This is a genomic window from Pseudonocardia acidicola, from assembly GCF_012911935.1.
Taxonomy (GTDB): Bacteria; Actinomycetota; Actinomycetes; order Mycobacteriales; family Pseudonocardiaceae; genus Pseudonocardia; species Pseudonocardia acidicola.
In genome coordinates this window covers 46,112-69,877 of record NZ_JAAXLA010000035.1, presented here as the reverse complement: position 1 = coordinate 69,877, position 23,766 = coordinate 46,112, and the positions used below count along the sequence as shown (strand labels likewise).

At 74.9% G+C, this 23,766-nt stretch carries 20 protein-coding genes; 15 read left to right on the top strand and 5 right to left on the bottom strand.

Going from position 1 to position 23,766, the window contains the following annotated elements:
- Positions 1-76: 76 nt before the first annotated feature.
- Both HF526_RS19080 and HF526_RS19075 read right to left on the bottom strand, forming a co-directional pair.
- Complete coding sequence (locus HF526_RS19080; protein WP_169382878.1) at positions 77-544, bottom strand: pyridoxamine 5'-phosphate oxidase family protein; 468 nt, start codon at positions 542-544, stop codon at positions 77-79.
- A 74-nt stretch (positions 545-618) separates the two neighbouring features.
- Positions 619-1,776 (bottom strand): cobalamin-independent methionine synthase II family protein, encoded by a 1,158-nt coding sequence (locus HF526_RS19075; protein ID WP_169382877.1) that lies wholly within the window; start codon positions 1,774-1,776, stop codon positions 619-621.
- Positions 1,777-1,884: 108 nt separating this feature from the next.
- Here HF526_RS19075 and HF526_RS19070 point away from each other — a divergent pair, with 108 nt between their 5' ends.
- From HF526_RS19070 to HF526_RS19045, 6 genes are all read left to right on the top strand, one after another.
- On the top strand, positions 1,885-3,042 hold the full coding sequence (locus tag HF526_RS19070; protein WP_420821640.1) for a type III PLP-dependent enzyme: 1,158 nt from the start codon (positions 1,885-1,887) through the stop codon (positions 3,040-3,042).
- A gap of 24 nt (positions 3,043-3,066) precedes the next feature.
- Positions 3,067-4,335 carry an adenosylmethionine decarboxylase gene (gene speD / locus HF526_RS19065; RefSeq protein WP_338051585.1) on the top strand — a complete coding sequence of 423 codons (1,269 nt, stop codon included), beginning with the start codon at positions 3,067-3,069 and terminating at the stop codon, positions 4,333-4,335.
- A gap of 123 nt (positions 4,336-4,458) precedes the next feature.
- Entirely contained in the window at positions 4,459-6,837 is a 2,379-nt protein-coding gene (locus HF526_RS36975) for a phosphotransferase (protein WP_169382876.1), read from the top strand.
- A 234-nt stretch (positions 6,838-7,071) separates the two neighbouring features.
- Complete coding sequence (locus HF526_RS19055) at positions 7,072-8,022, top strand: SGNH/GDSL hydrolase family protein (RefSeq protein ID WP_169382875.1); 951 nt, start codon at positions 7,072-7,074, stop codon at positions 8,020-8,022.
- Positions 8,023-8,245: 223 nt separating this feature from the next.
- Positions 8,246-9,154: a vitamin B12-dependent ribonucleotide reductase gene (locus tag HF526_RS19050; protein ID WP_211177462.1), complete on the top strand. Its 909-nt coding sequence runs from the start codon at positions 8,246-8,248 to the stop codon at positions 9,152-9,154.
- A gap of 21 nt (positions 9,155-9,175) precedes the next feature.
- Positions 9,176-9,817, top strand: coding sequence for a protein-L-isoaspartate(D-aspartate) O-methyltransferase (locus tag HF526_RS19045; protein WP_169382874.1), 642 nt, complete (start codon positions 9,176-9,178; stop codon positions 9,815-9,817).
- Here the strand turns inward: HF526_RS19045 and HF526_RS19040 are convergent, their stop codons facing one another.
- Both HF526_RS19040 and HF526_RS19035 read right to left on the bottom strand, forming a co-directional pair.
- Positions 9,818-11,488, bottom strand: coding sequence for a bifunctional 3'-5' exonuclease/DNA polymerase (locus HF526_RS19040; RefSeq protein WP_169382873.1), 1,671 nt, complete (start codon positions 11,486-11,488; stop codon positions 9,818-9,820).
- Complete coding sequence (locus tag HF526_RS19035; RefSeq protein ID WP_169382872.1) at positions 11,485-13,089, bottom strand: FAD-dependent oxidoreductase; 1,605 nt, start codon at positions 13,087-13,089, stop codon at positions 11,485-11,487. Before HF526_RS19035 ends, HF526_RS19040 begins: the two co-directional genes overlap by 4 nt.
- Before the next feature lie 109 nt (positions 13,090-13,198).
- Between HF526_RS19035 and HF526_RS19030 the strand changes: the two genes are divergently transcribed.
- Positions 13,199-14,038 carry an LLM class F420-dependent oxidoreductase gene (locus HF526_RS19030; protein WP_169382871.1) on the top strand — a complete coding sequence of 280 codons (840 nt, stop codon included), beginning with the start codon at positions 13,199-13,201 and terminating at the stop codon, positions 14,036-14,038.
- Between the two features lie 21 nt (positions 14,039-14,059).
- Here the strand turns inward: HF526_RS19030 and HF526_RS19025 are convergent, their stop codons facing one another.
- On the bottom strand, positions 14,060-15,577 hold the full coding sequence (locus HF526_RS19025) for an MFS transporter (protein WP_169382870.1): 1,518 nt from the start codon (positions 15,575-15,577) through the stop codon (positions 14,060-14,062).
- Positions 15,578-15,721: 144 nt separating this feature from the next.
- Between HF526_RS19025 and HF526_RS19020 the strand changes: the two genes are divergently transcribed.
- The 8 genes from HF526_RS19020 to HF526_RS18985 all read left to right on the top strand — a co-directional run bounded on the left by HF526_RS19020 (position 15,722) and on the right by HF526_RS18985 (position 23,689).
- On the top strand, positions 15,722-16,483 hold the full coding sequence (locus tag HF526_RS19020; protein WP_338051584.1) for an enoyl-CoA hydratase: 762 nt from the start codon (positions 15,722-15,724) through the stop codon (positions 16,481-16,483).
- 176 nt (positions 16,484-16,659) lie between these two features.
- On the top strand, positions 16,660-17,400 hold the full coding sequence (locus tag HF526_RS19015) for a L,D-transpeptidase (RefSeq protein ID WP_169382869.1): 741 nt from the start codon (positions 16,660-16,662) through the stop codon (positions 17,398-17,400).
- A gap of 30 nt (positions 17,401-17,430) precedes the next feature.
- Positions 17,431-17,772 carry a BlaI/MecI/CopY family transcriptional regulator gene (locus HF526_RS19010; protein ID WP_169382868.1) on the top strand — a complete coding sequence of 114 codons (342 nt, stop codon included), beginning with the start codon at positions 17,431-17,433 and terminating at the stop codon, positions 17,770-17,772.
- 34 nt (positions 17,773-17,806) lie between these two features.
- Complete coding sequence (locus HF526_RS19005) at positions 17,807-18,712, top strand: M56 family metallopeptidase (protein ID WP_169382867.1); 906 nt, start codon at positions 17,807-17,809, stop codon at positions 18,710-18,712.
- 137 nt (positions 18,713-18,849) lie between these two features.
- Positions 18,850-20,259 carry an ATP-binding protein gene (locus HF526_RS19000; protein WP_338051583.1) on the top strand — a complete coding sequence of 470 codons (1,410 nt, stop codon included), beginning with the start codon at positions 18,850-18,852 and terminating at the stop codon, positions 20,257-20,259.
- Positions 20,252-22,207 carry a vWA domain-containing protein gene (locus tag HF526_RS18995; protein ID WP_169382865.1) on the top strand — a complete coding sequence of 652 codons (1,956 nt, stop codon included), beginning with the start codon at positions 20,252-20,254 and terminating at the stop codon, positions 22,205-22,207. The genes HF526_RS19000 and HF526_RS18995 overlap by 8 nt, the downstream gene beginning before the upstream one ends.
- 94 nt (positions 22,208-22,301) lie before the next feature.
- Positions 22,302-23,468 (top strand): MFS transporter, encoded by a 1,167-nt coding sequence (locus HF526_RS18990; RefSeq protein ID WP_169382864.1) that lies wholly within the window; start codon positions 22,302-22,304, stop codon positions 23,466-23,468.
- Between the two features lie 44 nt (positions 23,469-23,512).
- On the top strand, positions 23,513-23,689 hold the full coding sequence (locus HF526_RS18985; RefSeq protein ID WP_169382863.1) for a hypothetical protein: 177 nt from the start codon (positions 23,513-23,515) through the stop codon (positions 23,687-23,689).
- Positions 23,690-23,766 lie beyond the last annotated feature (77 nt).

The window sequence follows — 23,766 nt, the reverse complement described above, 5'->3', positions numbered from 1 at the left end:
AACCTATGGAACGAAAGTGCCGTTCGTGGGGTCCGGGGCGGGGGGCGGGGCGGGGGAGTGGGTGAGTGGGCGCGATTCAGGAGGACTGCGCGGCCCCGACCTTCCGGAAGTCCCAGCTGGTGATCTTCTCCGGGCGCAGCCGCAGCCAGGCGTGGCGGCCGTCGTGGAAGACGTGCCCGCCGGTGTAGCGGTCGGCGAAGAGTTGCTCGGGCTCGACCAGCTCGTCGTCGGGCTCGCCGGTGCGCGGCACCTCACCGACGATCTCCACCGTTCCGCGCAGTTCCACCCCGCGCAGCTCGCCGTACTGCTCCCCGGCGTCGACGACGACCGCGATGCGCGGGTCGCGCTCGAGGTCGGTCCAGCGCTGGCTGCGTGACAGCGAGGTCAGCCACAGTGCGGAGCCGTCCCAGGCGTACCAGAGCGGGGTGGCGTGCGGGCCGTTCGCGCCGTTCGTCGCGACCCGGCAGGTGCGCTGCTCGGCGAGGAAGGCGTCGACCTCCTCGGGGGTCATGGCGATGGAGCGTCCGCGGCGCTGCTGCTTCATGATCCGGACGGTAGCGTCGCCCCGGTCGTGCGCGGTAAGTGGCGCCCGGGCGCCACTTACCGCGCACGGGCGCGTCAGCGCCAGAGACGGGTGGTGGCGAGGCGGGCGCCCTCGGAGAGGGCGCGGAACTTCTCCCACACGACGGTCGGGTGCACCTCGGGGTGGAACGAGGCGCGCGAGGAGAAGCCGCAGTCGGCGCCGGCGATGATGTTCTCCCGGCCGACCAGGCCGGCGTAGGTCACGATCTGGTCGGCGATCAGCTCGGGATGCTCGACGTAGTTGCTCGCGTGCCCGAGCAACCCGGGAATGAGGATCTTGCCGTCGGGCAGCTTCAGGTCCTCCCAGACCCGCCATTCGTGCTGGTGGCGGGGATTGGCCACCTCGAACGAGTACGCCCCCGCGTTGATCTTCAGCATGTACGGGCAGATCTCGCCGAAGGGCAGGTCATGGATGCGCGGCCCGTGGTTGAGCCCGTAGCAGGTGTGCAGCCGGATCTTCTCCTCGGGGATCCCGCGCAGCGCGTGGTTGAGGATCTCGATGTGCTGCTCGGCGTCGGCCCGGCGCTGCTCCGGGGTGGTGGCCGGGTTCTCGCTCAGGTACTCGATCAGCCACGGGTCGTCGACCTGCAGCAGGAAGCCGGCGTCGATGATCGCCAGATACTCCTCGCGCAGCGCCTCGGCGACCGCGGACAGGTACTCGCCGTAGCTCGCGTAGTACTCGTTGCGGCCGAACCCGCTCGGGCTCGTCGACGGCAGGAACGCCTCGACGACCTCGTGTCCCTGCAGCGCGGCACGCAGGTTCGCGATATCGGTCTGCAACTGCTCGTGCCCGGCGTAGGACACCGGTCCGGTGCACACCATTGTGGTCATCGGCGAGACGGTCTCCTTGTACTTGCCGAGGTAGCCCTCGTAGTACTCCGGGAACCGGTCGATCTCGACCTGCCACGACGGCGGCATCAGCTTCTCGCCGGCCCGGCCGTCGAACCCGGCGAGGCGATCCTTGACGTAGGTCAGGAAGCTGACCTTGCTCATCTCGCCGTCGGTCACGATGTCCAGGCCCGCCTCGACCTGCTCGCGCACCACGTCGGCGACCGCGGTGGTGATCTGCTTGGCGAACCCGTCGGCGTCGTAGCCGCGCCCATGCTCCTTCTCGCGCATCGTGAGAAGCAGTTCGTGCGGCCGGGCCAGGCTGCCGACGTGCGTGCTGAGGATCCGCTCGGTGCTGCGCTGCATGGTTCCCGAACGCTAGGAGTGATCGTCCTCACGCGGTAGGTCGTTGTTCCGCTGCGGCGAACGGGGCCGTGGACGCGGTGCCCCGCGGGCGCCGAGGACACTGGACCCGTGATCGACCCGGCTCCCCCGCCGCTCGCCTCCGCAGCCCTCGCGGCCTTCCTCGCCGACACCGAGCGGCCCACGCCGTACCTGGTGCTGGATCCGGGCGTGGTGGCCGACCGCTATGTGGAGGTGACCGCGGCGTTCCCCGACGCCGGCGTGCTTTACGCGGTCAAGGCCTGCCCGGAGCCCGCCGTGCTGCGCCGGCTCGCCGGGCTGGGCAGCGGGTTCGACGTGGCGAGTCCGGCGGAGGTGCGGCTGTGCCTGGAGGCCGGGGCCGACCCGGCCGTGCTGTGTTACGGCAACCCGGCCCGTAGCCGGGCCGACGTGGCAGCCGCGCATGCGGCCGGGGTGCGCCGGTTCGTCACCGACAGCCGGGGGGACCTGGCCGACCTGATCGCGAACGCCCCCGACTCGTCGGTGCTGGTCCGGGTGCTGGTCGACGACAGCGGCTCGGCCACCCCGTTCTTCGGCAAGTTCGGCGCCGCCGAGGCGGAGGCCGTCGAACTGCTGCGTGGTGCCCGCGCCGCCGGGCTGCGCGCCGAGGGGGTGGCGTTCCACGTCGGCTCGCAGCAGGTCCGGCCCGGCACCTACCGGGACGCGGTGCGCCAGGCGCTGCGGGTGGCCGGCGCCGCCGGGGTGCGCCGTGCGGTGCTCGACGTGGGCGGTGGGTTCCCGGTGGCCTACCGCTCGCCGGTGCTGCCGCCGGCGGCCTTCGGGGCGGCCGTGCGGGAGGCGGTCGAGGGCGCGGTGCGCGCCGGGATGGTCGACGCGGTCCGGCTGCTCTGCGAGCCCGGCCGCGTGCTCGTCGCCGAGGCCGGGGTACTGCGCACCCGGGTGCTGCGGGCGTCGTGGCGGCCGGGTGTCGACCACCGGCGCTGGGTGTATCTCGACGCCGGCCGCTACCAGGGGCTGGCCGAGACCGAGAACGAGGCGATCGCCTACCCGCTGCGGGTGCCCGGGCGGGCGGGCCCGTCCGGTCCGGTGGTGCTCGCCGGCCCGACCTGCGACGGCGACGACGTGCTCTACCGGCGCACTCCTTACATGCTGCCGCTCGCGTTGCGCGCCGGGGACGCCGTCGACATCCTGCACGCCGGGGCCTACACCTCGAGCTACTCCTCGGTCGGCTTCAACGGGTTCGGGCCGCTGGCGGTGCACGTGCTCTGACGGGGCCACCGGTACGGTCGCGGCGTGTTCGAGCCGACCGTGCCGCCGACCCCCGCACCGCCCGCCCCGCTCCCGGCGGGGCGGCACGTGCTGGCCGAGCTCACCGGCGTCGACGCGGCCCTGCTCGACGACGTGGACGCGCTGCGCACCGCGCTGCACGACGCGCTGGTCGCGGCGGGCGCGCAGGTCCGGCAGCTCGTCGCCGAGGCGTTCGTGCCGCACGGCGCGACGGTGGTCGCGCTGCTGGCCGAGTCGCACGCCTCGGTGCACACCTGGCCCGAGCACGGCAGCGCCCACGTCGACGTCTTCACCTGCGGGACCACCGCCGACCCGGAGCGCGCGGTGCGGCTGCTCGCCGCCGCGCTCGGCGCGACCGGGACGCACCTGGAGGTCGTCACGCGGGGCGGCCCGCCCGCGGTGGTGACCGAGCCGATCAGCGCGGGGCTGACCCGGCGCTGGGCGCTGGGCGCGGTGCACCATCGGGCTACCACGCCCTACCAGCGGGTGCTCATCGCGGACACCGCGCACGGCGTCACGTTGTTCTGCGACGACGAGCGACAGAGCGCCGAGGCGACCCAGCTGGTCTACCACGAGGCGCTGTTCGTCCCGGCCGCACTGCTGGCGGCGCGCTGCGAGCGGGTACTGGTCATCGGCTCCAGCGAGGGCGTGGTCAGCGGGCTGGCGGTGGCGGCGGGCGCGACCCGGGTCGATCACGTCGACATCGACCCGGACACGGTGCGGGCCTGCGCCGAGCACCTGCCCTACGGCTACACGCCGGGCGAGCTCGCGGCCGCCGAGCGGCACGAGGGCCCGGTGCACGTGCACTACGCCGACGGCCGCGAGTTCGTGGAGCGCTCCGGCGCGGAGTACGGCGACTACGACGTGATCGTCGTCGACCTGCCCGACGAGCGCCCGGACGAGCCGGGCGCCCAGCTCAACCGGCTCTACGCGGTGGACTTCCTGGCCCGCTGCGCGCAGCGGCTGACCGACGGCGGGGTCGTCGTGTCGCAGTCCGGCAGTCCGGCGCTGTGGCGGGATGCGACGCTGCGCGCCGCCTGGAGTCGCTTCCAGGAGGTGTTCGGCGCCGACGGCGTGGTCTATGCCGGCTGCGACGAGCACGAGTGGGCGTTCCTGTGCGGGACCCGGCCGGCGCCGCCCGATCCGGTGGCCCACATGCAGGCCCGGCTGCAGGCGTTGCCGGTCCGGCCGACCTCGCTGGACGCGCTCACGCTCCGGACGCGGACCGTGGCTCCGATCACGCTGCGTAAAGGCATATTTCCGGCCGCTCCGTGAGAAAAGACTGATTGATCCGGATAGAAACCATTTGCGATCACTATCCGGTTGCTCCCCGTCACCAATTTGTTCATCGGGAGTTCGCCGATCAGGGGCAGACACGATGTTGCTACTGTCCCGCTCGTGCAGGTGGGCGAGCAGACCCCGCCGTCCGCACCGCCGGTCCCGCAGGCTCCCCGACGCAGGAGGATCCCCGGGCTGAGCGGCTGGCGGACGCCGGCGCACAGGGACGGGCTGGCCCTGGTTCTCAGCTCCGCGCTGACCTCCGGCGTGGGGCTGTTGTACTGGGTGCTCGTCGCCCGGCTGTTCCCGCCCGAGGTCGTCGGCGTCAACTCCGTGGCGCTGTCCACGATGATGCTCCTGGGTGGTGTCGCGCACTTCAACATGACCTACGCCCTGCTGCGGTTCGTCCCGGTCGCGGGACGCGCCGCGCGGCGCCTCGTGCTCGGCGGGTACCTGGTCGCGGCCGTCTCGGCGTCGCTGGTCGGCGGGGTGTTCGCGCTCGGCGCGGAGCTCTGGGCCCCGCAGATGGTGGACGCCGTCGGGCACACCCAGCTGATCGTGTTCTTCATGCTGGCCACGCCGACCTGGGCGATCTTCGTCGTGCAGGACTTCGTGCTGACCGCGATCAAGCGGGCCACCGTGGTGCCGCTGGAGAACTTCATCTTCTCCCTGCTCAAGATCGGGCTGCTGGTCGCGGCCTCGTTCGCCGCGGTGAAGGGCGGCATCTCGGTCTCCTGGGTGGTCTCCACCTTCCTGATCGTCTTCGGCATCAACCTGTGGCTGCTGCTGAGCGCGGTGCCGCGCTACGGCCGCGCCCACGAGGACCAGGCCGTGCCGATCACGCTCGGCGCCATCACCCGCTTCGTCCGCGCCGACTACGCGGGGGCGGTGTTCTGGCAGGCGGTGATGTTCGGCCTGCCGGTCCTGGTGCTGGCCCGGCTCGGGGCCGAGGAGGCGGCCGCGTACGGGATCGTCTGGCAGATCGCGCAGGCGCTCTACCTGGTCTCCTCCGGCATGGGGCAGTCCATGGTCGCGCACAGCGCCACCGACCCGGGCGGCCTCGAGGGTGCCCGGCGGGCCATGGTCACCAAGGCGCTCACCCTCATCGTCCCCGTGGTCGCGGTGCTGGTCGTCGCGGGGCCGCTGATCTTGTCGGTGTTCGGCCAGCACTACGCCGAGTTCGGCGGCGGCGCGCTCGCGCTCGCCGCTCTGTCCGCGGTGCCGAACGTCATCACCGCGTCCACCGTCAGCGCGGCCCGCGTGCGGCAGCGGATGGGCGTGCTCTTCGCCGTCCCGGCCAGCATCGCGATGATCGTGATCGTGCTGTCCTGGCTGCTCATGCCGCACCTGGGCATCACCGCGGTCGGGCTGGCCTGGCTGATCGGGCAGTGCGTCGTCGCCGGCTGCATCCTGATCGCCACCGCGCCGTGGCTGCCCGGGCTGCTCGGCACCCGCATCGACGCCGTGCGCAGCGCTGCGCTGCTGCGCCGAGTGGGTCCGGCCGCGGTGCGCGGGGCCGGGGTCGACGACCCGGGCAGCTGGGTGCTGCGCGAACGGCTGGTCGGCCGGTCCGACTCCGTGGTCGTCGGGATCGGCCCGGAGGACGGGCCGGGGGCGCTGCTCAAGGCGGCGGACAGTGCCAAGGGCCAGGTGCAGCTGCGCCGGCAGACCGAGATGCTCGCCGCGATGCACGCCGACGAGCGGCTCGGCGCCTGGCGGGCCCTGATCCCGACGATCGTCGGCGCCGGCGACATCGGCGGCAGCTACTGCGTGATGGAGTCCCGGATGCCCGGCGAGGGCGGCGGCCACTCGCTGCGCGACCCGGCACGCCGGCGGTTCTTCCTGTCCAGTTCGATCGCGACGATCAGCGAACTGCACCGGCTCTCCGCGACGCCCGTCCGCGCCGGTGACCGCGAGCTGGAGCGCTGGGTGCACGGCCCGATGGCGACGGTGCGCGGGGCGCTGCCGCGCGGCCAGCAGGCCGCCGCCACGATGCTGGAGAACGAGCTCGCCGACCGGGTCCGCGGCCGGCTCATCGCCGCCGCCTGGACCCACGGGGACTTCACCGCGGACAACGTGCTCACCGACGCCGACGGGCGGGTCACCGCGGTGGTCGACTGGTGCCACGCCGACGACCACGGACTCCCCGTGCTCGACGTCGTCTGCCTGCTGCTCACCGCCGAGAATCTCACCGACGGCACCGAGCTCGGCACGCTGGTGCTGCGCCGCCTGGCCGACGCGCTCCCGGTCGAGCACCACCTGCTCGCCCGGGCGCAGCGCATGCTCGGCGGCGAGGTCCTCGACGTCGGGCTGCTGACCCTGCTCGGCTGGCTCCAGCACGTGAACCACAACATCGTGAAGTCCCCGACGTTCGCGGCCAACCCGGTGTGGATGCGCCGCAATGTGATCGCCGTGGTGCGCGGGGCGGCGTTCCGCAACCCCGGCCGCGAGCTGCTCGAACAGTCGGTCGCACCGCACGACGGTTTCCTGCTGAGCTGATCTGCGGCCGGGGGAGCCGGCGCACCCCGGCGCTGATCAGCAGCGCCATACCGAGCGCCACGGCCGTGGTGCGCGCCCGGCGCCGTCCGGGCCGGGCCGGGTCGCCGCGCCGGATGCGGTGCAGGTGCGCCGTCGTGTCGCCGAGCCGGGACGCCGGAAGGGCCTATCGTCATTACGCCATCCGGGGGAGACCGCGCGTCACCGCGGGTCATCGCTCGTTAACCTCCCGCCGCCATGATCTCCGACGCGGAGGTGCTCGTGACCCGACTTCGTCCGGCCCGGTGGGCCGCCGCCACGGCACTCGCCGTGGCCGCCGTGCTCGTCTCGTCGACGCCTGTGAGCGCCGAGCCCGAGCCGCGCTCCTACACCGAGCCACCGTTCGCGAGGTACGTCGCGCTCGGGGACTCCTACTCCGCGGGGCCGCTGATCCCGGTGCAGACCGGTGAGCCGACCGGCTGCCTGCGGTCCACCGGCAACTTCCCGTCGCTGGTCGCGAAGACCCTCGGGGTCGCCGGCTTCACCGACGTCAGTTGCAGCGGCGCGACGACCGACGACTTCACCGCGCCGCAGCCGGTGCCGCTCGGGGCGAACCCGCCGCAGTTCGACGCCCTCGAGGCCGACGCCGACCTGGTCACCCTGACCATCGGCGGCAACGACATCGGCTTCGCCTCGATCATCCAGGAGTGCGCGACGCGGTCGCCGCGGGAACCGCTCGGCGCGGCCTGCCGGGACTTCTACACCGCGGGCGGCACCGACGAACTCGCCGCCCGGATCGAGGCGACCGCGCCGAAGGTCGCCGCCGCGCTGGCCGAGATCACCGAGCGGGCGCCGCACGCGCGGACCCTGCTCGTCGGCTACCCGGCGCTGCTGCCCGACTCGGGCCCGGGCTGCTTCCCGGTCGTGCCGTTCAGCGCCGGCGACGTCGCCTACCTGCGGGCCACGGAGAAGCGGCTCAACGCGATGCTCGCCGCGCAGGCGCGCAAGGCCGGCGTCGACTACGTCGACACCTACACCCCGACGATCGGCCACGACATGTGCGCGCCGCCCGGGACGAAGTGGATCGAGGGCCTGGTCCCGACCGCCCCGGCCGCCCCGGCACACCCGAACGCGCTCGGCATGGCGTCGATGGCGGCCAGCGTGGTCGGCACGCTGTCCGACGCGACGGTGCTCACCCCGGCGAGCTGACGGCCACGGGCCCGGGCCGCCCGGGGGGCCGAACCCGGCTGATGCGTGGCGCGCCGGCGGATCCCCCGGCCTCGTCGGCAAGGCGAGATACCCGGCCACGGCGGGTCGAAAGCCACTGGGATACGCCGTGGCCCCCGGAGATCGTGGGCGTCCGGTCGAGACGGCCCCGAGCCCGGCGCGGGCACCGGTATACCGCTCAGCTGCGGCGCTGTACCCGGAGGGGGTGGTACGGACGGCTGGTCCTGTCCGTGCGGTCCGCAGGCGCGACGGTGCTGTCGTCGCGTTCGTTCCCGGTCGCATCCGGGGGGCGGTCCACCGCGCGGCGGTCGCGACCGGGCACGCGGACGAGGCGGCCCGCCGGACACGCAAGATCGGGCTGGGGTTCATGGGGCTCGCCGAGCTGCTGGCGGCGCTGCGGGTGCCCTACGACTCGCCGGACGCCGTCCGGCTGGCCGGCCGCATCGCCGGGCGGATCTCTGCCGCGGCACGACGTGCCTCGCCCGAGCTCGCCGGGGAACGCGATGCCTTCCCGTTGTTCGGCACGAGCATCTACGCCGAGCGCGGCATGCCGCCGCTGCGCAACGCGCAGCTGACCGCGGTCGCACCGACCGGGACGATCTCGATCATCGCCGGGACCACATCGGGTATCGAGCCGATGTTCGCGATCGCCTACGTGCGCGCGGTGCTGGGTCGCCACCTCGTCGAGGTCGACCCGCTGTTCGAGCGCACCGCTCGGGAGCGGGGGTTCTGGTCCGAGCAGCTCATGCCCGACGTCGCGCGCACCGGCAGCGTGCGTGACGACCCGCGCGTACCCGAGGACGTGCGCCGTGCCTTCGGCACGGCCATCGAGACGGCCCCGGCCGCGCACCTGAGGATGCAGCCTGCCGTCCAGCGCCACGTCGACGCGGCGGTGTCCAAGACCGTGAATCTGCCGGCGTCCGCGTCCGTGGAGGACGTGAAGCAGATCTACCTCGCGGCGTGGCGCGCCGGGCCGAAGGGGGTCACCGTCTACCGCTACGGCAGCAAGCCGGGTCAGGTCCTCACCGTTCCCGGGGAGCCGCTGCAGCGATCGCCGATCCGGGTCGATACCGCGTACGCCGGCGGATGCGCCGGGCACGCCTGCGCGTGCTGAGCGTGCGGGAGCGGAGCGGACATGCCCGGTGCGTGGTCTCCTGACGATCTCGTCCGGGCCGTCCGGGCGGCCGGCGTCGGCGATGAGCGCCTGCTCGCGGCCGTGCGGGCGACACCGCGAGCGGGCTTCGTGCCCGCCGAGCACGTCGCGGTCGCCTACGGGGACCGGCCGATCCCGATCGCGCACGGGCAGGTGACGACCCAGCCCTCGCTGTCGGCGAGGATGATCGAGGGGCTCGATCTCGCCGGGGACGAACACGTGCTCGAGATCGGAACCGGCCTCGGCTTCCAGACCGCCCTGCTCGCCCGCCTGGCCGGTGACGTCGTGAGCATCGAGCTGTGGCCGGACCTGGTCCGGCATGCGCGGCGCAACCTCGCCCGGCAGGGCATCCGCAACGTGGAGCTGCTGGTGGGCGACGGCAGCTGCGGCGTCCCGGAACACGCTCCCTACGACGCCATCGTGGTGTCCGCGGCGTTCCCCGAGGTGCCTGCGCCGCTGGTCGAGCAGCTCCGGCTCGGCGGGAGCCTGGTACAGCCCGTCGGGCCGGGCGGCTCGGAGCAGGTGTGGTTGTTCCGGGGCACCGCCGAGGGGCTCGAACGATGCCGGATCCTCACCCTGGCCAGGTTCGTCCGGCTGTACGGGCAGCACGGCTTTCCGTCCTGATCAGGCCTTCTCGTCGTAGCCCTCGACGACGCGCACCTGCATGGGGAACCGCACCGGCGATGCGCCGAACAGCCGCCGCCCGGCCAGCGCGGCCGCGGCCCGTACCGCGTCGGCCGTGTCCTGCGCGACCTCGGCCGGGCAGTGCAGCAGCACCTCGTCGTGCTGGAAGAACACCAGCTGCGCCGGGCTGCCCGCCCCGCGCAGCGCGGAGCGCAGCTCGGCCAGCAGCACCAGCGCCCACTCCGCCGCGGTGGCCTGGACGACGAAATTGCGGGTGAACCGGCCGCGGGCGCGGGCGGCCCCGGCGTGCCCGGCGGCGGCCGGCTCTTCCGGGCCGGGGGCCGCGGAGCGGGCCCCGAGGCGGGACGGCGGGCAGGTCCGGCCCAGGTGCGACCGGACCAACCGGCCCTCCTCGCCGGCCCGGGCGGCGTCCTCGACGAACCCGACCGCGGCCGGGAACCGCCGGCGCAGGGTGGCCAGCAGCACCCCTGCCCCACCCGAGGTCTGCCCGTACATGGCCGAGAGCAGCGCGAGCTTGGCCTGGGCCCGGTCGCCGCCGAACAGGTCGGCGGCGAGCGCGGCGTAGAGGTCGCCGTCGCCGGTGTTCCCGGCCCGGGCCAACGCGGTGTCCCCGGCCAGTGCGGCGAGGATCCGCGGCTCGAGCTGGCTGGCGTCGGCCACGACCAGCCGCCAACCCGGGTCGGCGCGCACCGCGGCCCGGACCGCCCGCGGGATCTGCAGTGCCCCGCCGCCGCGGGTGGCCCACCGGCCCGACACCACGCCACCGACCACGTATTCGGGGCGGAATCGGCCGTCGCGCACCCAGGTGCGCAACCACGACCAGCCGTGCGCGGTGTGCAGCCGGGCCAGCTCCTTGTAGGCGAGCAGCGGCTCCACCGCCGGATGGGCGATCGTGCGCAGCACCCAGGCGCGGGTCGACTCCAGCTCGTGACCGGCCCGGGCGAAGGCGCGCAGCAGGTCGCCGGGGGAGTCCGGATTCACCGGGCGGCCCCCGAACGCCGCGGTGATCTTCTCGGCCAGCTCGGCGAGGCGGGCCGGGCGGCCGCCGGGCAGCGGTCGCGGCCCGAGCGCGTCGGTGAGCAGCCGGTCGTGCACGTCGGCCCGCCACGGCAGCCCGTGCGCGGTCATCTCCTCGGCGACCAGCGCCCCGGCCGACTCCGCCGCCGCGAGCAGCCGCAGACCGGGGCCGAACCCGCCGAGCCTGCGCAGCTGCCCGGCGTGCACCGCGACCAGGGTGCCCAGCGGGTCCGGGTCGGCCACCGCGGGGGCCGCCGCGAACAGCGCCGGCGGCTCGTCGTCGGCCTCGGGCGGCGGGTCGGGGTCGGGGGTCCGCCCGGCCAGCCGGGCCGCCGCGGCGGCCAGCCCGTGCGGGGCACCGAACCGCCCCTCCGCGCCGATCAGCAGGCCCTCGACCAGCTCGACGTCGTGGCAGCGGGCCACGTCGGCACCGGCCCGCAGCAGCCGCCGGTAGGTCCGGCCCGATCGCCACACCCAGCGCACCCTCGGGTCCTCGGCCTCGGTGGCGCGGACCGCCGCGGCCAGGTCGGGGACGACCTGCGGCGCGGCCACCGGGGTGCCGTCCTCGGCGAGACGCTGCAGCCGCGAGGGGCCGGCGGGGTCGGCGCCGTCGGGGGCGAGCGCGATCCTCACGGGCGGGCCACGGCCGCCCTCCGCGAGCGGCCCGGCCCGCGGGACCGCAGGACCTCCAGCGCGCCGTCGGGCAGCCCGGCGAGCAGGCCTCGCTGCGGGATCCCGCGGATCTCCTCGGGGCCGGCGCCGACCTCGGCCAGCACGTCGTTCGCCGCGAGCACCCCGGACATCGCCGCGCGCTCCATCAGCCCGGACAGGTAGGGCAGCTCGACGAAGTCGCCGGCGATGCGGACACCGCGGGCGTCGGTGCGCACCCCCGGCCGGCGGCCGGCGTGGCGCGGCGGGAAGGCCGGGGCGGTGGCCTCGAGACGCTGCTGCAGATGCACGACCGGGGCCCGCGTGGTCTCCGGCCACAGCGCGGCCAGCTCGGCGCGCATCCGGGCGGTGGCCGCATCGGCGTCGGCGGCGTCGCAGGAGTAGGAGTGCAGCTCGACGACCGACCCGCCGGTCCGCGCCGCCCACTGCGCCGAGGGCTGCTCCAGCCGCGAGTACACGGTGATCGAGTCGAGCGTGGGTTCCCGGCTGACCGCGCTGAACGTGGCCCGCTCGGGGGCGACGTCGGTGCCCAGCCACAGCCGGGTGACGGCGAACGGCGGGGCCACCCGCAGCGCGCTGCACTGCTCGGCCAGCCGGGGCGCGGCCGCGGCGGCGCCGGGGGAGGCCGCGAGCAGCCGCCGCAGCGCCCCCGGGTCCAGCGCGAGCACGACGTGCCGGGTGGCCAGCTCGGTCCCGTCGGACAGGGCGAGCCGCCAGCCGTGCCCGGCGGCCGGGTCGAGCCGCTCCAGCGCGGTGCCGGTGCGCACGGTCGCGCCCCGGCCCTGCAGGTAGCGGGTGAGCGGGGCCCAGATACCGGTCAGGTAGTCGGTGTCCGGGGCGTCGAAGCCAATGCCCTCCGGGTTGCCCAGGAAGTAGTAGTGGAACATCGCGATCAGCTCGCCGGCCGACAGCCCGTCGGGGTTGCAGAAGAACGAGCGGGCGAAGGCCTCGAACAGCATCGCCCGGGCCCGGTCGGAGATGCCCAGCCCGGCGAGGAACTCGCCCGCGGTCATCGCGTCGAAGTCCGCGGTGGTGCGCCGCCGCTCGTAGGTCAGCAACCGGGTGCCCAGCGCCGCGTCCGCGCCGGTCAGGTCGCGCAGCCCCAGGCTGGGCGAGCGGGCGAACAGCGCCACCAGGTTGAGCGGTGGCGCCGCCGGCAGGCCGGTGAGGTCCTCCGCGGGCCAGCGCCGGGAGATCACCGGGTAGCCCCCGACCGGCCGCAGGAACGACAGGTACGGGTCGATGCGGCGCAGGATCGCGCGCCAGGTGTAGTAGTGCCGGAAGAAGGCGTGGAAACCGTGCTCGACGACCTGCTCGGTGCCGTCGGGGAGGGTGTGCGGCCAGGCCCCGAGCCGCCCGCCCAGGGTGGGCGCAGCCTCGAGCAGCGTCACCGCCACCCCGCGCTCGGCCAGCACCGCGGCCGCGCTCACGCCGGCCACCCCGGCGCCGACCACCACCGCCTCGGTGCCCGCCGGGGCCGCGTGCGGCAGGCCGGCGTCGGCGGCCACCAGCACCCGCGGGCGCATCCGCAGCGGCGCGGCCCGGCTGCTCAACTGGTGTCTCACGGGGTGAGCCTAAGTGGGTACACCGACAGCCCGCGCGGAATGCCCCGCGTGGCCGGCCGGTTGCCGTAGGGCGGCGCCGGCCGCAGCGCGCGACACGGAGGAGATCGACATGGTGGTGGACCTCGGCAGGTACGGGATCTGGCGGCACGCGAGCGCGCTCACCCCCGAGCTCGCGGTCGACGTCGAGAAGCTCGGCTACGGCGCGATCTGGATCGGCGGCTCGCCGCCCGGGGACCTCCGGCTGGCCGAGGACCTGCTCGAGGCGACCGACCGGATCGCGGTGGCCACCGGCATCATCAACATCTGGAGCGTTCCCGCCGCCGAGGCCGCCGCGTCCTACCGGCGGGTCGGCCAGGAGTACCCCGGGCGCTTCCTGCTCGGTATCGGGATCGGGCACCCGGAGTCGTCGGGGGAGAAGTACCGGCGCCCGTACGAGACGACCGTCGCCTACCTCGACGAGCTGGACGCGAACGGCGTGCCCGTCGAGGGCCGGGTTCTGGCCGCGCTGGGCCCGCGCATGCTGCGGCTGGCCGCCGCGCGCACCGCGGGCGCGCACCCGTACCTGACCACACCCCGGCACACCCGGGAGGCCCGGGAGATCCTCGGCACGGGCAAGCTGTTGGCCCCGGAGCAGAAGGTCGTGCTGAGCAGCGACCCGGACCGCGCGCGGTCGATCGCGCGCCCGGCCGTCGAGAACCCCTACCTGCACCTGGTGAACTACCGCCGGAACCTGCTGCGGTTGGGCTTCAGCGAGGCCGATCTGGACGCCGCGAGCGACGCGGTGATCGACGCGCTGGTGGCGCACGGCGAGCCCGCCACGGTGGCCGCCCGGATCAACGAGCACCTCGGGGCCGGCGCCGACCACGTCTGCGCGCAGGTGCTGGTCGAGGCCGGCGCCGACCCGCTGCCGGCCTACCGGGAACTGGCGAAGGCGCTCGGGCTGGGCTGAACCGGTCGCCGCCGGTGCGGGTCACTCCTCGTCGGCGGGGTACAGCTGGGGCCCGATGACCCCGCAGTGCGGGTACTCCTCCAGGTGCACCCGCTCGTGTTCGGCGGGGCGCGCCGCAGGCGCACCCCCCGCGGGGGCCTCCCCGAGCGGGCCGCGGATCAGCAGGAACGCCAGGATCGCGGCGAGCACCAGCAACCCCGCTCCGATCAGCATCGCGTTGCGGAACCCGGCGTCGAACGCCGCCGGGTCGGTGTAGTCGGCGTTGCCGATCCCGGCCAGCCCGGGGATGACGGCGATGGCCAGCAGCCCGGCGGCGCGGGCGACCGCGTTGTTCACCCCCGACGCGGCCCCGGCGTACCGGTCCGGCGCCGCATCGAGCACCGCGGCCGTGAGCGGGGCGACGGTGAGGGTCAACCCGGCCCCGAACACCAGCGCCGCGGGCAGCACGTCGGCGATCCAGGTCGCGCCCGGGCCGATCCGGCGCATCAGCAACAGCCCGCAGGCGCTGATCAGCGGCCCGAGCGTCAGGGGGAGCCGCGGGCCGATCCGCTGGGCCAGGGCCCCGGAGCGCGCGGAGAACAGCAGCATCATCGCCGTGACCGGCAGCAGCGCGGTGCCGGCGGCCAGCGGGCTGAACCCGGCCACGGTCTGCAGTTGCAGCACCAGCAGTACGAACACGACGCCGAGCGCGCCGTACATCAGCAGGGTGACCAGGTTGGCCGCCGTGAAGATCCGGCTGCGGAACAGCGTCGGCGGGACCAGCGGGTGCGGCGACCGGCGCTCGACGATCACGAAGCCGGTCAGCGCGACGATCCCGACCACGAGCGCGGCCACCAGCGCCGGGCTCGACCCGGTCGACGCGAGCCCGGTCAGGGACCAGGTCAGCGCGCCGAGGCCGATGACCGCGAGCACGGTGCCGGCGATGTCGAGGCCGGGTGCCGCGTGCGGGTCGCGGGTCTCCGGAACGTGCCGCAGCGCCACCACCACGACCACCGCGGCCAGCGGCAGGTTGATCAGGAAGACCGCGCGCCAGGTCCACTCCACGAGCCAGCCGCCGAGGAACGGCCCGATCGCGCCGGCGATCCCGCCCAGCCCGGACCAGGCGCCCACCGCGGCCGCCCGGTCCGGTCCGTGGAACGACGCCGAGATGATCGCCAGGCTGCCCGGGATGAGCAGCGCCCCGCCGACGCCCTGCAACGCCCGGGCGACGACGAGCACCTCGCTGCTCGGCGCGAGCCCGCAGACCAGCGAGGCGAGCGCGAACCACACCACGCCGATCAGGAACACCCGGCGGCGCCCGGAGCGGTCGCCCAGCGACCCGCCGAGCAGGATGAACGACGCCAGCGTGAGGGTGTACGCGTTCACCGTCCACTGCAGCTGGGTGAAGCTCGCGTGCAGATCGGCCCCGATCCGTCCCAGCGCCACGTTGACCACGGTCGCGTCGAGCAGCGCCATGCTCGACCCCAGGACGGTGGTCAGCAGCACCCATCGCCCGGCCGGGGTGCCCAGCCGCAGCTCTCCCGCCTCCGCCTCGGGCATGGACGTCTCCTCACCAGCGCGCCGGTGCGACCAGCCTAGGGCGGCACCGGCTGCCGGGTCCCCCGCAGCGCAGCGTCGAATCCGCGCCGACACCGCATCGGGCGGTGGGCATCAGGGTCGTCGGCTCCTCGTACTGTCACGCGCGTGCCGCATCCGGCGGCCCGGCGGAGGGAAACGGAATTGATCAACGTCTCGGCGAAGGACGACGTGGGCCTCATCGAGCTGGACCGCCCGGAACGGCGCAACGCCCTCGACGTCGCGCAGTGCCGCCGACTCGTCGACGCCATGGCGGACCTGCAGGCGCAGGGCGTCCGGGCCGTCGTGGTCACCGGTGCCGGCAGCAGCTTCTGCTCGGGCGCGGACTTCGGTGAGGTCTACACCGACGGGTTCCGCGACGCCCTCTACGCCGCGCTGCACGCGATCCACGACGCTGGGCTGCCGGTCGTCGCGGCGGTCAACGGGCCGGCCATCGGTGCGGGCACCCAGCTGGCCATCGCCTGCGACCTGCGGGTCGCCGCGCCGGGCGCCGTGTTCGGGGTGCCGACCGCGCGGATCGGGCTGGCCGTCGACCCGTGGACGGTGCGGCGGCTCGCGCAGCTGGGCGGCGGGGGCACCGCGCGGTCGCTGCTGCTGGCGTGCGACCAGATCGGCGCCGAGCTCGCGCACGCCCGTGGCCTGGCCGATCGGCTCGGCGACCGCGACGACGCCCTCGCGCTGGCCGCCGAGCTGGCCACGCTGGCCCCGCTGACGCTCGCCTACAACAAGCTGACGCTCGACCGGACCGAGCTGCCCGAGAACGACCCGGCGCTGCTGGCTGCGTTCGAGGGTTGCTGGAGCAGCGAGGACATCGAGGAGGGCCGGCGGGCCCGGGTGGAGAAGCGTTCGCCCCGGTTCAGCGGCCGCTGAGCATCGGCCGGCGCCGGCGTGCCATCGTCACGCTCCGCAGCGGAAGCGGCGCGGTGTCCGTGAGGGGGACCGCGTCGGGGATGACACGCCGGTCCGGTTGAACACGGCGTGACCGGTCCGTCACCTTTTCGACCCGTCGTCGTTGATCAGCCGAGAACTGCTGCGAAAGGACGGGGATGGGCGCACACAGGTGGCGGTCGGGCGGGCGCCGGTCGCTGGCCGGCCGGGTCGCGATCGTCGCGGGCCTTGCCGCCGTGGGCGGATCGGTGCTGGTCGGTATCGGTGTCGCCGACCCGGGTGGGCTGCTGCCGGGGCCCGCCGACGGTGGGCTGCCGGGCATCGAGGTCCTGGAGGCGCCCTCCCTGGTGGACCTGCCGGCCGTCGCCGACGCGGGTGCCCCGCACGCCGCGTTGCCGCTGGTCGGGACGCCACACGTCGCGCCGACGGCGCCGATCGGGGCACCCGCGGACGCCGACCGGCAGGCCGCGGCGGCCCCGGCTCCGGCGTCGGCCGCCGCGGAACCGCAGGCCCGCTCCGCGGTCCCCGTGCAGCGCTCCGGGCTGGTCGCGGGCACCCCGTGCACGCCGACGGCCCGCGCCTGCGTCGACGTGGTCGGGCGCTGGGCCTGGCTGCTCGACGGTGACAAGATCGTCCGCGGGCCGGTCCGGATCCAGACCGGCGACCGCGAGGACCCGACCCCGCGGGGCACGTTCTCGGTGCAGTGGAAGGCCGAGCAGTACACCAGCCGCGAGTACCTCACGCCGATGCCGTACTCGGTGTTCTTCGCCCCCGGTGGCATCGCCTTCCACCAAGGCCGGCAGGACACGCCCTCGGCCGGTTGCGTGAAGCTCGTCGAGCAGGACGCGAAGGCCTGGTTCAACTACCTCCAGGTCGGCGACGAGGTCCAGGTAAAGTAATTCGCTTCTACGCAGGGTAGAATGGTTCACGTGCCGAGCCTGGGTGAACTGGAGCGCGCCGTGATGGACGTGCTGTGGAGGGCGGACGGGGCGATGACCGCCCGCGAGGTGCAGGACGCCCTGGCCACCCGCGAACTCGCCACGACCACCGTGCTCACGGTCCTCGGCCGGCTCGAGCGCAAGAGCCTGGTCACCCGCACCCGCGACGGCCGGGCCCACCACTACCGCCCGGTCGCCAGCCGCGAGGACCACGTCGCGGAACTGATGCGCGACGCGCTGGACGACGCCCCCGACCGCGGTGCTGCGCTGGCCCGGTTCCTCGGTTCGATCGCGCCGGACGAGCGGGCCAGACTGCGCGACCTACTGGGCTGACCCCGGTTCCGGGTTCCCTACTGTGCCGGAAGCAATGGAGCTGACCGCGCTGGGCCTGATGGTGCTCGGGGCCGTGCTCGCCGGGCCGGCCAGCCGGGCCCTCGCAGGTGCCCGCTGGCCCGCCCGCGACCCCGTCGGCGCGTTGCTGGCCTGGCAGGCGATCGGCCTGGCCGGTGGGCTGTCCCTGGTCGGCGCCGGGGTCGTCTACGGGGTGGCGCCGCTCGGGGAGTCCCTGCCCGCGGCGCTGCACCGGTTGTTCGCCGAGCTCGGCTCCGGCCGGTTCCCGGCCGAGCTCGGTGCCGTGCACCTGATCGCGATCGCGGTCACCCTGGTGCTCGCCGCCCGGCTGCTCGGCGTGCTGGCCGCCACCACGCTGCGCACGCTGAAGGCCCGCCGCCGCCACCGGGACCTGCTCGATGTGCTCGCGACGCCGTGGCCGGCCGCGCCCGGCGCCCGGGTGCTCGACCACCCGGTGCCCGTCGCCTACTGCCTGCCCGGCCGCAGCTCGCGGCTGGTCGTCTCGGCCGGCGTGCTGGAGGTCCTCGAACCCGACGGCGTCCGCGCCGTGCTCGCCCACGAGCAGACCCACCTGCGGGAACGCCACGACCTGGTGGTGCTGCCGTTCGTGGCCTGGGGAGCGACCGCGCCGTTCGTGCGCGGCATGGTGTGCGCGCAGCTCGCGGTCGCGGCGCTGATCGAGATGCGCGCCGACGACGTGGCCGCGACGCGGGCATCGAGTGAGGAGCTCGCCGGCGCGCTGCGGGCGGTGGGCGGGTCGGCCCCGGCGGCGGCGCTGAGCTCGTTCACCGCCGCACTGGGCGCCCGCATCGAGCGCATCTCCGCGCCGCCGCCGCCGCTGCCGCAGCCGGTGCGGGCGCTGGTCCGGCTGGCCGCACTGGCCCTGGTCGCGATGCCGACCGCCGCGCTACTGCTGCCCTGACCGCGGTCGCGCCCGGCGGCACCGAGCCGGAGTCCCCCGGCCTACCGGCCCGCGCCGCGCCGACCGTCGGCGCAGGTCGGCGCAGGTCGGCGCCGCGCGCCGCGCCCATGTCCGGACGCGGGCGTAGCGTGTCGGTCGTGCCCGCCACACCTGCGAACGATCGTCCCCGAACGCTCGGCGCGCTGCGCGCGTCGGGCCACGAGCTCCGCGGAGTCAAGAACGAGATCCGCGACAACCTGATCGCCGCCCTGCGCGCCGGCCGCGACCCCTGGCCGGGCATCGTCGGTTTCGAGTCCACCGTGCTGCCCCAGCTCGAGCGCGCCCTCATCGCCGGTCACGACGTCGTGCTGCTCGGTGAGCGCGGCCAGGGCAAGACCCGGCTGCTCCGGTCGCTGGTCAACCTGCTCGACGAGTGGACCCCGGTGATCGAGGGCTCCGAGCTGAGCGAGCACCCCTACGAGCCGATCACCCCGCTCTCCCGGCGGCGCGCCGCCGAGCTGGGTGACGACCTGCCGGTGGCCTGGCGTCACCGCGACGAGCGCTACACCGAGAAGCTGGCCACCCCGGACACCGCGGTGGCCGACCTGATCGGCGACGTCGACCCGGTCAAGGTGGCCGAGGGCCGCAGCCTGGGCGACCCGGAGACCATCCACTACGGCCTGGTGCCCCGCGCGCACCGCGGCGTCGTGGCCATCAACGAGCTGCCCGACCTGGCCGAGCGGATCCAGGTCGCGCTGCTCAACGTGATGGAGGAGCGCGACATCCAGGTCCGCGGCTACACGCTGCGGCTCCCGCTGGACGTGCTGCTCGTCGCGAGCGCCAACCCGGAGGACTACACCAACCGCGGGCGGATCATCACCCCGCTCAAGGACCGCTTCGGCGCCGAGGTCCGCACGCACTACCCGCTCGAGCTGGCCGACGAGATCGCGCTGGTCGAGCAGGAGGCCGAGCTCGCCCGGATCGGCGCCGACGTGCCGCGCCACCTCATCGAGGTGATCGCCCGGTTCGCCCGGCACCTGCGCGACTCCAGCTCCATCGACCAGGGTTCGGGGGTGTCCGCCCGGTTCGCGGTGGCCGCAGCCGAGACCGTCGCCGCCGCCGCGCTGCGCCGGGCGGCGCTGACCGGCGAGGCCCACCCCACGGCTCGTCCGGTCGACCTGGAGTCGGTGCCGGCGGTGCTGCGCGGCAAGCTGGAGTTCGCCTCCGGTGAGGAGGGCCGCGAGGACGAGCTGCTGGAGCACCTGCTGCGCCGGGCCACCGCCGATACCGCCCGGTTCCGGCTGCGCGGGGTCGATCTCGCGCCGCTGGCCGACGCCGTCGCGGCGCACCCCGTGCGCACCGGCGAGCGGGTACCGGCGGCGGAGGTGGTGGCCGCGCTGCCCGCCGTCGACACCCTCACCGAGGTGGCTACCCGGCTCGACGCCGGTGGCACCGAGGACCCGGGCCCGATGGCCTCGGCCGCCGAGCTGGCGCTGGAGCTGCTGTTCCTGACCCGGCGGCTGGCCAAGGACGAGGCCGACGACGGCGACACGGTGCGCTATGGCTGATCCACGACGGCGCAGGCTGCGCTACTCCTATGGCGCTTACCACGACGGGCCCGACCCGCTCGCGCCGCCGTTCGACGTCCGCGCCGCGATGGACGAGATCGGCCGCGACGTCATGGAGGGCAGCTCGCCGCGGCAGGCGCTGCAAGAGCTGCTGCGCCGCGGGATGCGGGGGCGGCCCGGCCTGGACGACCTGACCCGCCAGGTGTGGCAGCGCCGGCGCGACCTGCAGCGCGACAACCGCCTGGACGGCACCTTGGCGCAGGTCAGGGAGCTGCTCGAGCGAGCCCTGGAGGCCGAGCGCGACACCCTCGGCCGTCAGGACACCGACGACGCGCGGTTCCGGGAGATGCAGCTCGACGCGCTGCCGTCGGACCCGGGTGGCGCCGTGCGCGAGCTCGACTCCTACGACTGGCAGAGCTCGGACGCCCGCGAGGCCTATGAGGAGATCCGCGACCTGCTCGGCCGGGAGATGCTCGACCAGCGCTTCGCCGGCATGAAGCAGGCGCTGGAGAACGCCACCCCGGAGGACGTCGAGGCGATCCGCGAGATGCTCGACGACCTCAACGAGCTGCTCGCCGCGCACGCGCAGGGCCAGGACACGTCCGAGCAGTTCCGCGAGTTCATGGACGAGCACGGGCAGTACTTCCCGGAGAACCCGCAGAGCACCGAGGAGCTGATCGACCTGCTCGCCGCCCGGGCCGCGGCCGCGCAGCGGATGCTCAACTCGATGAGCGCCGAGCAGCGCGCGGAGCTCGCCGAGCTCGCCCAGCAGGCGTTCGGCGACCCGCGGCTCGCGCAGTCGCTGGCCCAGCTCGACGCCCAGCTGCAGGGCCTGCGCCCGGGTGAGGACTGGCAGGGCTCGGGCCGGTTCCGCGGGGACAACCCGATGGGCATGGGCGAGGCCACCCGGGCCATGGAGGAGCTGGGGCGGCTCGACGCGCTGGCCGAGCAGCTCGCGCAGAGCTACCCCGGCGCCCGCCTCGAGGACATCGATCTCGAGGCGCTCGACGCCAGCCTCGGCGAGCAGGCCCGGGTCGACGCCCAGGCGCTGGCCGACCTGGAACGCGAGCTGCAGCGCCAGGGCCTGTTCGAGCGCGCGGCGGACGGGTCGCTGCGGCTGTCGCCGAAGGCGCTGCGCCGGCTCGGCGAGTCGGCGCTGCGCGATGTCGTCGACCGGATCGGCGGGCGGCGCGGGGAGCGGGAGACCCGGCGCTCCGGCGCAGCGGGGGAGGCGACCGGGGCGACCCGGCCGTGGGCGTTCGGCGACACCGAGGCCTGGAACGTGCCCCGGACCCTGCTCAACGCCCAGCTGCGCAAGGCCGGCGGGGATCCGCGGGACCTCGACGTCACCGACGTGGAGATCGTGGAGACCGAGCAGCGGAGCCGGGCCGCGGTGGCGCTGCTGGTCGACACGTCGTGGTCGATGGTGGCGGAGGGGCGCTGGGTGCCGATGAAGCGCACGGCGCTGGCGCTGCATCAGCTGATCTCCACCCGGTTCCGCGGCGACGACCTGCAGTTGATCACCTTCGGCCGGCACGCCCGGACCGTCGAGCTCGGCCAGCTCGTCGGCCTGGAGGGTGCCTACGCGCAGGGCACCAACCTGCACCACGCGCTGCTGTTGGCCGGCCGGCACCTGCGCCGGCATCCCGACGCGATGCCGGTGGTCCTCGTCGTCACCGACGGCGAGCCGACCGCGCACCTGGAACCCGACGGCGAGGCGTACTTCGACTACCCGCCGAGCCCGCACACGCTGCGGGCGACGATCGGGGAGGTCGACAAGCTGACCGGGATGCAGGCGGCGTTCACGTTCTTCGTCCTCGGCGACGACCCGCGGCTGGCCGCGTTCATGGACGACGTGGCCCGCCGCTGCGGTGGGCGGGTCGTGGCCCCGACGCTCGACGGGCTCGGCGCCGAGGTGGTGGCCGACTACCTGCGCACCCGCCGCTGACCCGCCCCCGCAGCCGCGGCGCGGCGCGGGCGGGGACGGAACGGCAACGAGGCCGCGGATGGGGGGATCCGAGGGATGCGTCGCGGGGCACGTCGTGGCTGAGGCGGCCCCGCCACGCCGGGCGCGGCTCGCGGTCTCCGTCATCTTCGCCGCCAACGGCGCGCTGTTCGGCTCGTGGACGCCGCGCATCCCCGAGGTCAAGGCCGGGCTGGGTCTCTCCGACGGCGTGCTCGGGCTGGCGTTGCTCGCCCCCGCGGTCGGCTCGCTCGTCACGCTGCCGCTGGCCGGCGGGATCGCGGCCCGGTTCGGCAGCGGCCGCAGCACCGTCGTCGCCGCCGTGGTGTTCTGGCTGTCCGCGCTGCCGATCGCCCTGGCCGGCGACGCGCTGACGCTGTGGCTGGCGCTGTTCGGCTTCGGCGCCGCGATGGGCGCGCTCGACGTGCTGATGAACGCCCAAGGCGTCACGGTCGAGCAGGCCTACGGCCGCTCGGTGCTCTCCTCGTTCCACGCCACCTTCAGCCTCGGCGCGCTGCTCGGCGCCGGGGCCGGCAGCCTGGCCGCCGAGCTCGCTGTCCCGCTGCTCGGGCAGTTCGCGATCCTCGGCGGGTTCTCCCTGGTGCTGTTCCTGCCGCTGTCGCGGTACTTCTTGCCCGACCCCCCGGCCCCCGACGACGCCGGCCCCGTCCCGCTGTTCGCGCTGCCCCGCGGCCCACTGGTGCCGCTCGCGCTGGCGGCGTTCGCGGTGCTGCTCGCCGAGGGCTCGACGGCGGACTGGTCGGCGGTGTTCCTGCGGCAGTCGCTGGATGCGGGGCCCGCGGCGGCCGGTGCCGCGTTCGCCGCGTTCGCCGCGACCATGACGACCGGGCGCCTGGTCGGCGACCGGGTACTCACCCGGCTCGGCCGCCGCCGGGCAGTGCGGCTGTTCACCGGGTTCGGCGCGAGCGGCCTCGCGGCCGGCCTCGCGCTGGCCGAGGTCGCCGGGCCCGGGCCGGCCGCGGTGGCCGCCGCCGTGGCCGGGTTCGCCCTGCTCGGCGTGGGGCTCTCGGTGACCTTCCCCGCGCTGCTGGCCGAGGCCGGTGTGACGGGCGTGCGCGCCGCCCCGGCGCTCGCCGCCGTCTCGACCGGCGGCTACCTCGGCTTCCTCGTCGGCCCCACCGTCATCGGCGGGCTCGCCGAACTGACCACCCTGCCGATCGCGATCTGGTTCGTCGTCGCGACGGCCGCCCTGCCCGTGGCGGCGCTGCGCGCCCGTGCGCGGTGAGTGGTGCCCTGGCACCACTCACCGCCCACGAGCACACTGGGCCGATGGAGCCGTCCCCGTCCTGTCAGCTCTGCGGCGGGACCCGGGACACGACGGACCCCGCGGCGCCGGCCTGGGCCCGCGAGCGCGACGAGCACGGTGCGACCCGGTGGCTGTGCCCGGAGTGTGCGCGCCGGCATGCCCGCGACATCGAGGCCCGGCTGCCCGTCGAGTGGTGGTGATCAGGCGGGTGGTCCACGGCCTGCGGGGCGCGCACGGACACGATCACAACCCGACTCCCCGGACGCACCGCGTAAGT

Excerpts from the sequence above, each read along its gene's own strand:
- HF526_RS19080 (WP_169382878.1), bottom strand. The coding sequence starts at position 544 with ATGAAGCAGCAGCGCCGCGGACGCTCCATCGCCATGACCCCCGAGGAG.
- HF526_RS19075 (WP_169382877.1), bottom strand. The coding sequence starts at position 1,776 with ATGCAGCGCAGCACCGAGCGGATCCTCAGCACGCACGTCGGCAGCCTG.
- HF526_RS19055 (WP_169382875.1), top strand. The coding sequence starts at position 7,072 with ATGATCTCCGACGCGGAGGTGCTCGTGACCCGACTTCGTCCGGCCCGG.
- HF526_RS19045 (WP_169382874.1), top strand. The coding sequence starts at position 9,176 with ATGCCCGGTGCGTGGTCTCCTGACGATCTCGTCCGGGCCGTCCGGGCG.
- HF526_RS19030 (WP_169382871.1), top strand. The coding sequence starts at position 13,199 with ATGGTGGTGGACCTCGGCAGGTACGGGATCTGGCGGCACGCGAGCGCG.
- HF526_RS19025 (WP_169382870.1), bottom strand. The coding sequence starts at position 15,577 with ATGCCCGAGGCGGAGGCGGGAGAGCTGCGGCTGGGCACCCCGGCCGGG.
- HF526_RS19015 (WP_169382869.1), top strand. The coding sequence starts at position 16,660 with ATGGGCGCACACAGGTGGCGGTCGGGCGGGCGCCGGTCGCTGGCCGGC.
- HF526_RS19005 (WP_169382867.1), top strand. The coding sequence starts at position 17,807 with ATGGAGCTGACCGCGCTGGGCCTGATGGTGCTCGGGGCCGTGCTCGCC.
- HF526_RS18995 (WP_169382865.1), top strand. The coding sequence starts at position 20,252 with ATGGCTGATCCACGACGGCGCAGGCTGCGCTACTCCTATGGCGCTTAC.
- HF526_RS18985 (WP_169382863.1), top strand. The coding sequence starts at position 23,513 with ATGGAGCCGTCCCCGTCCTGTCAGCTCTGCGGCGGGACCCGGGACACG.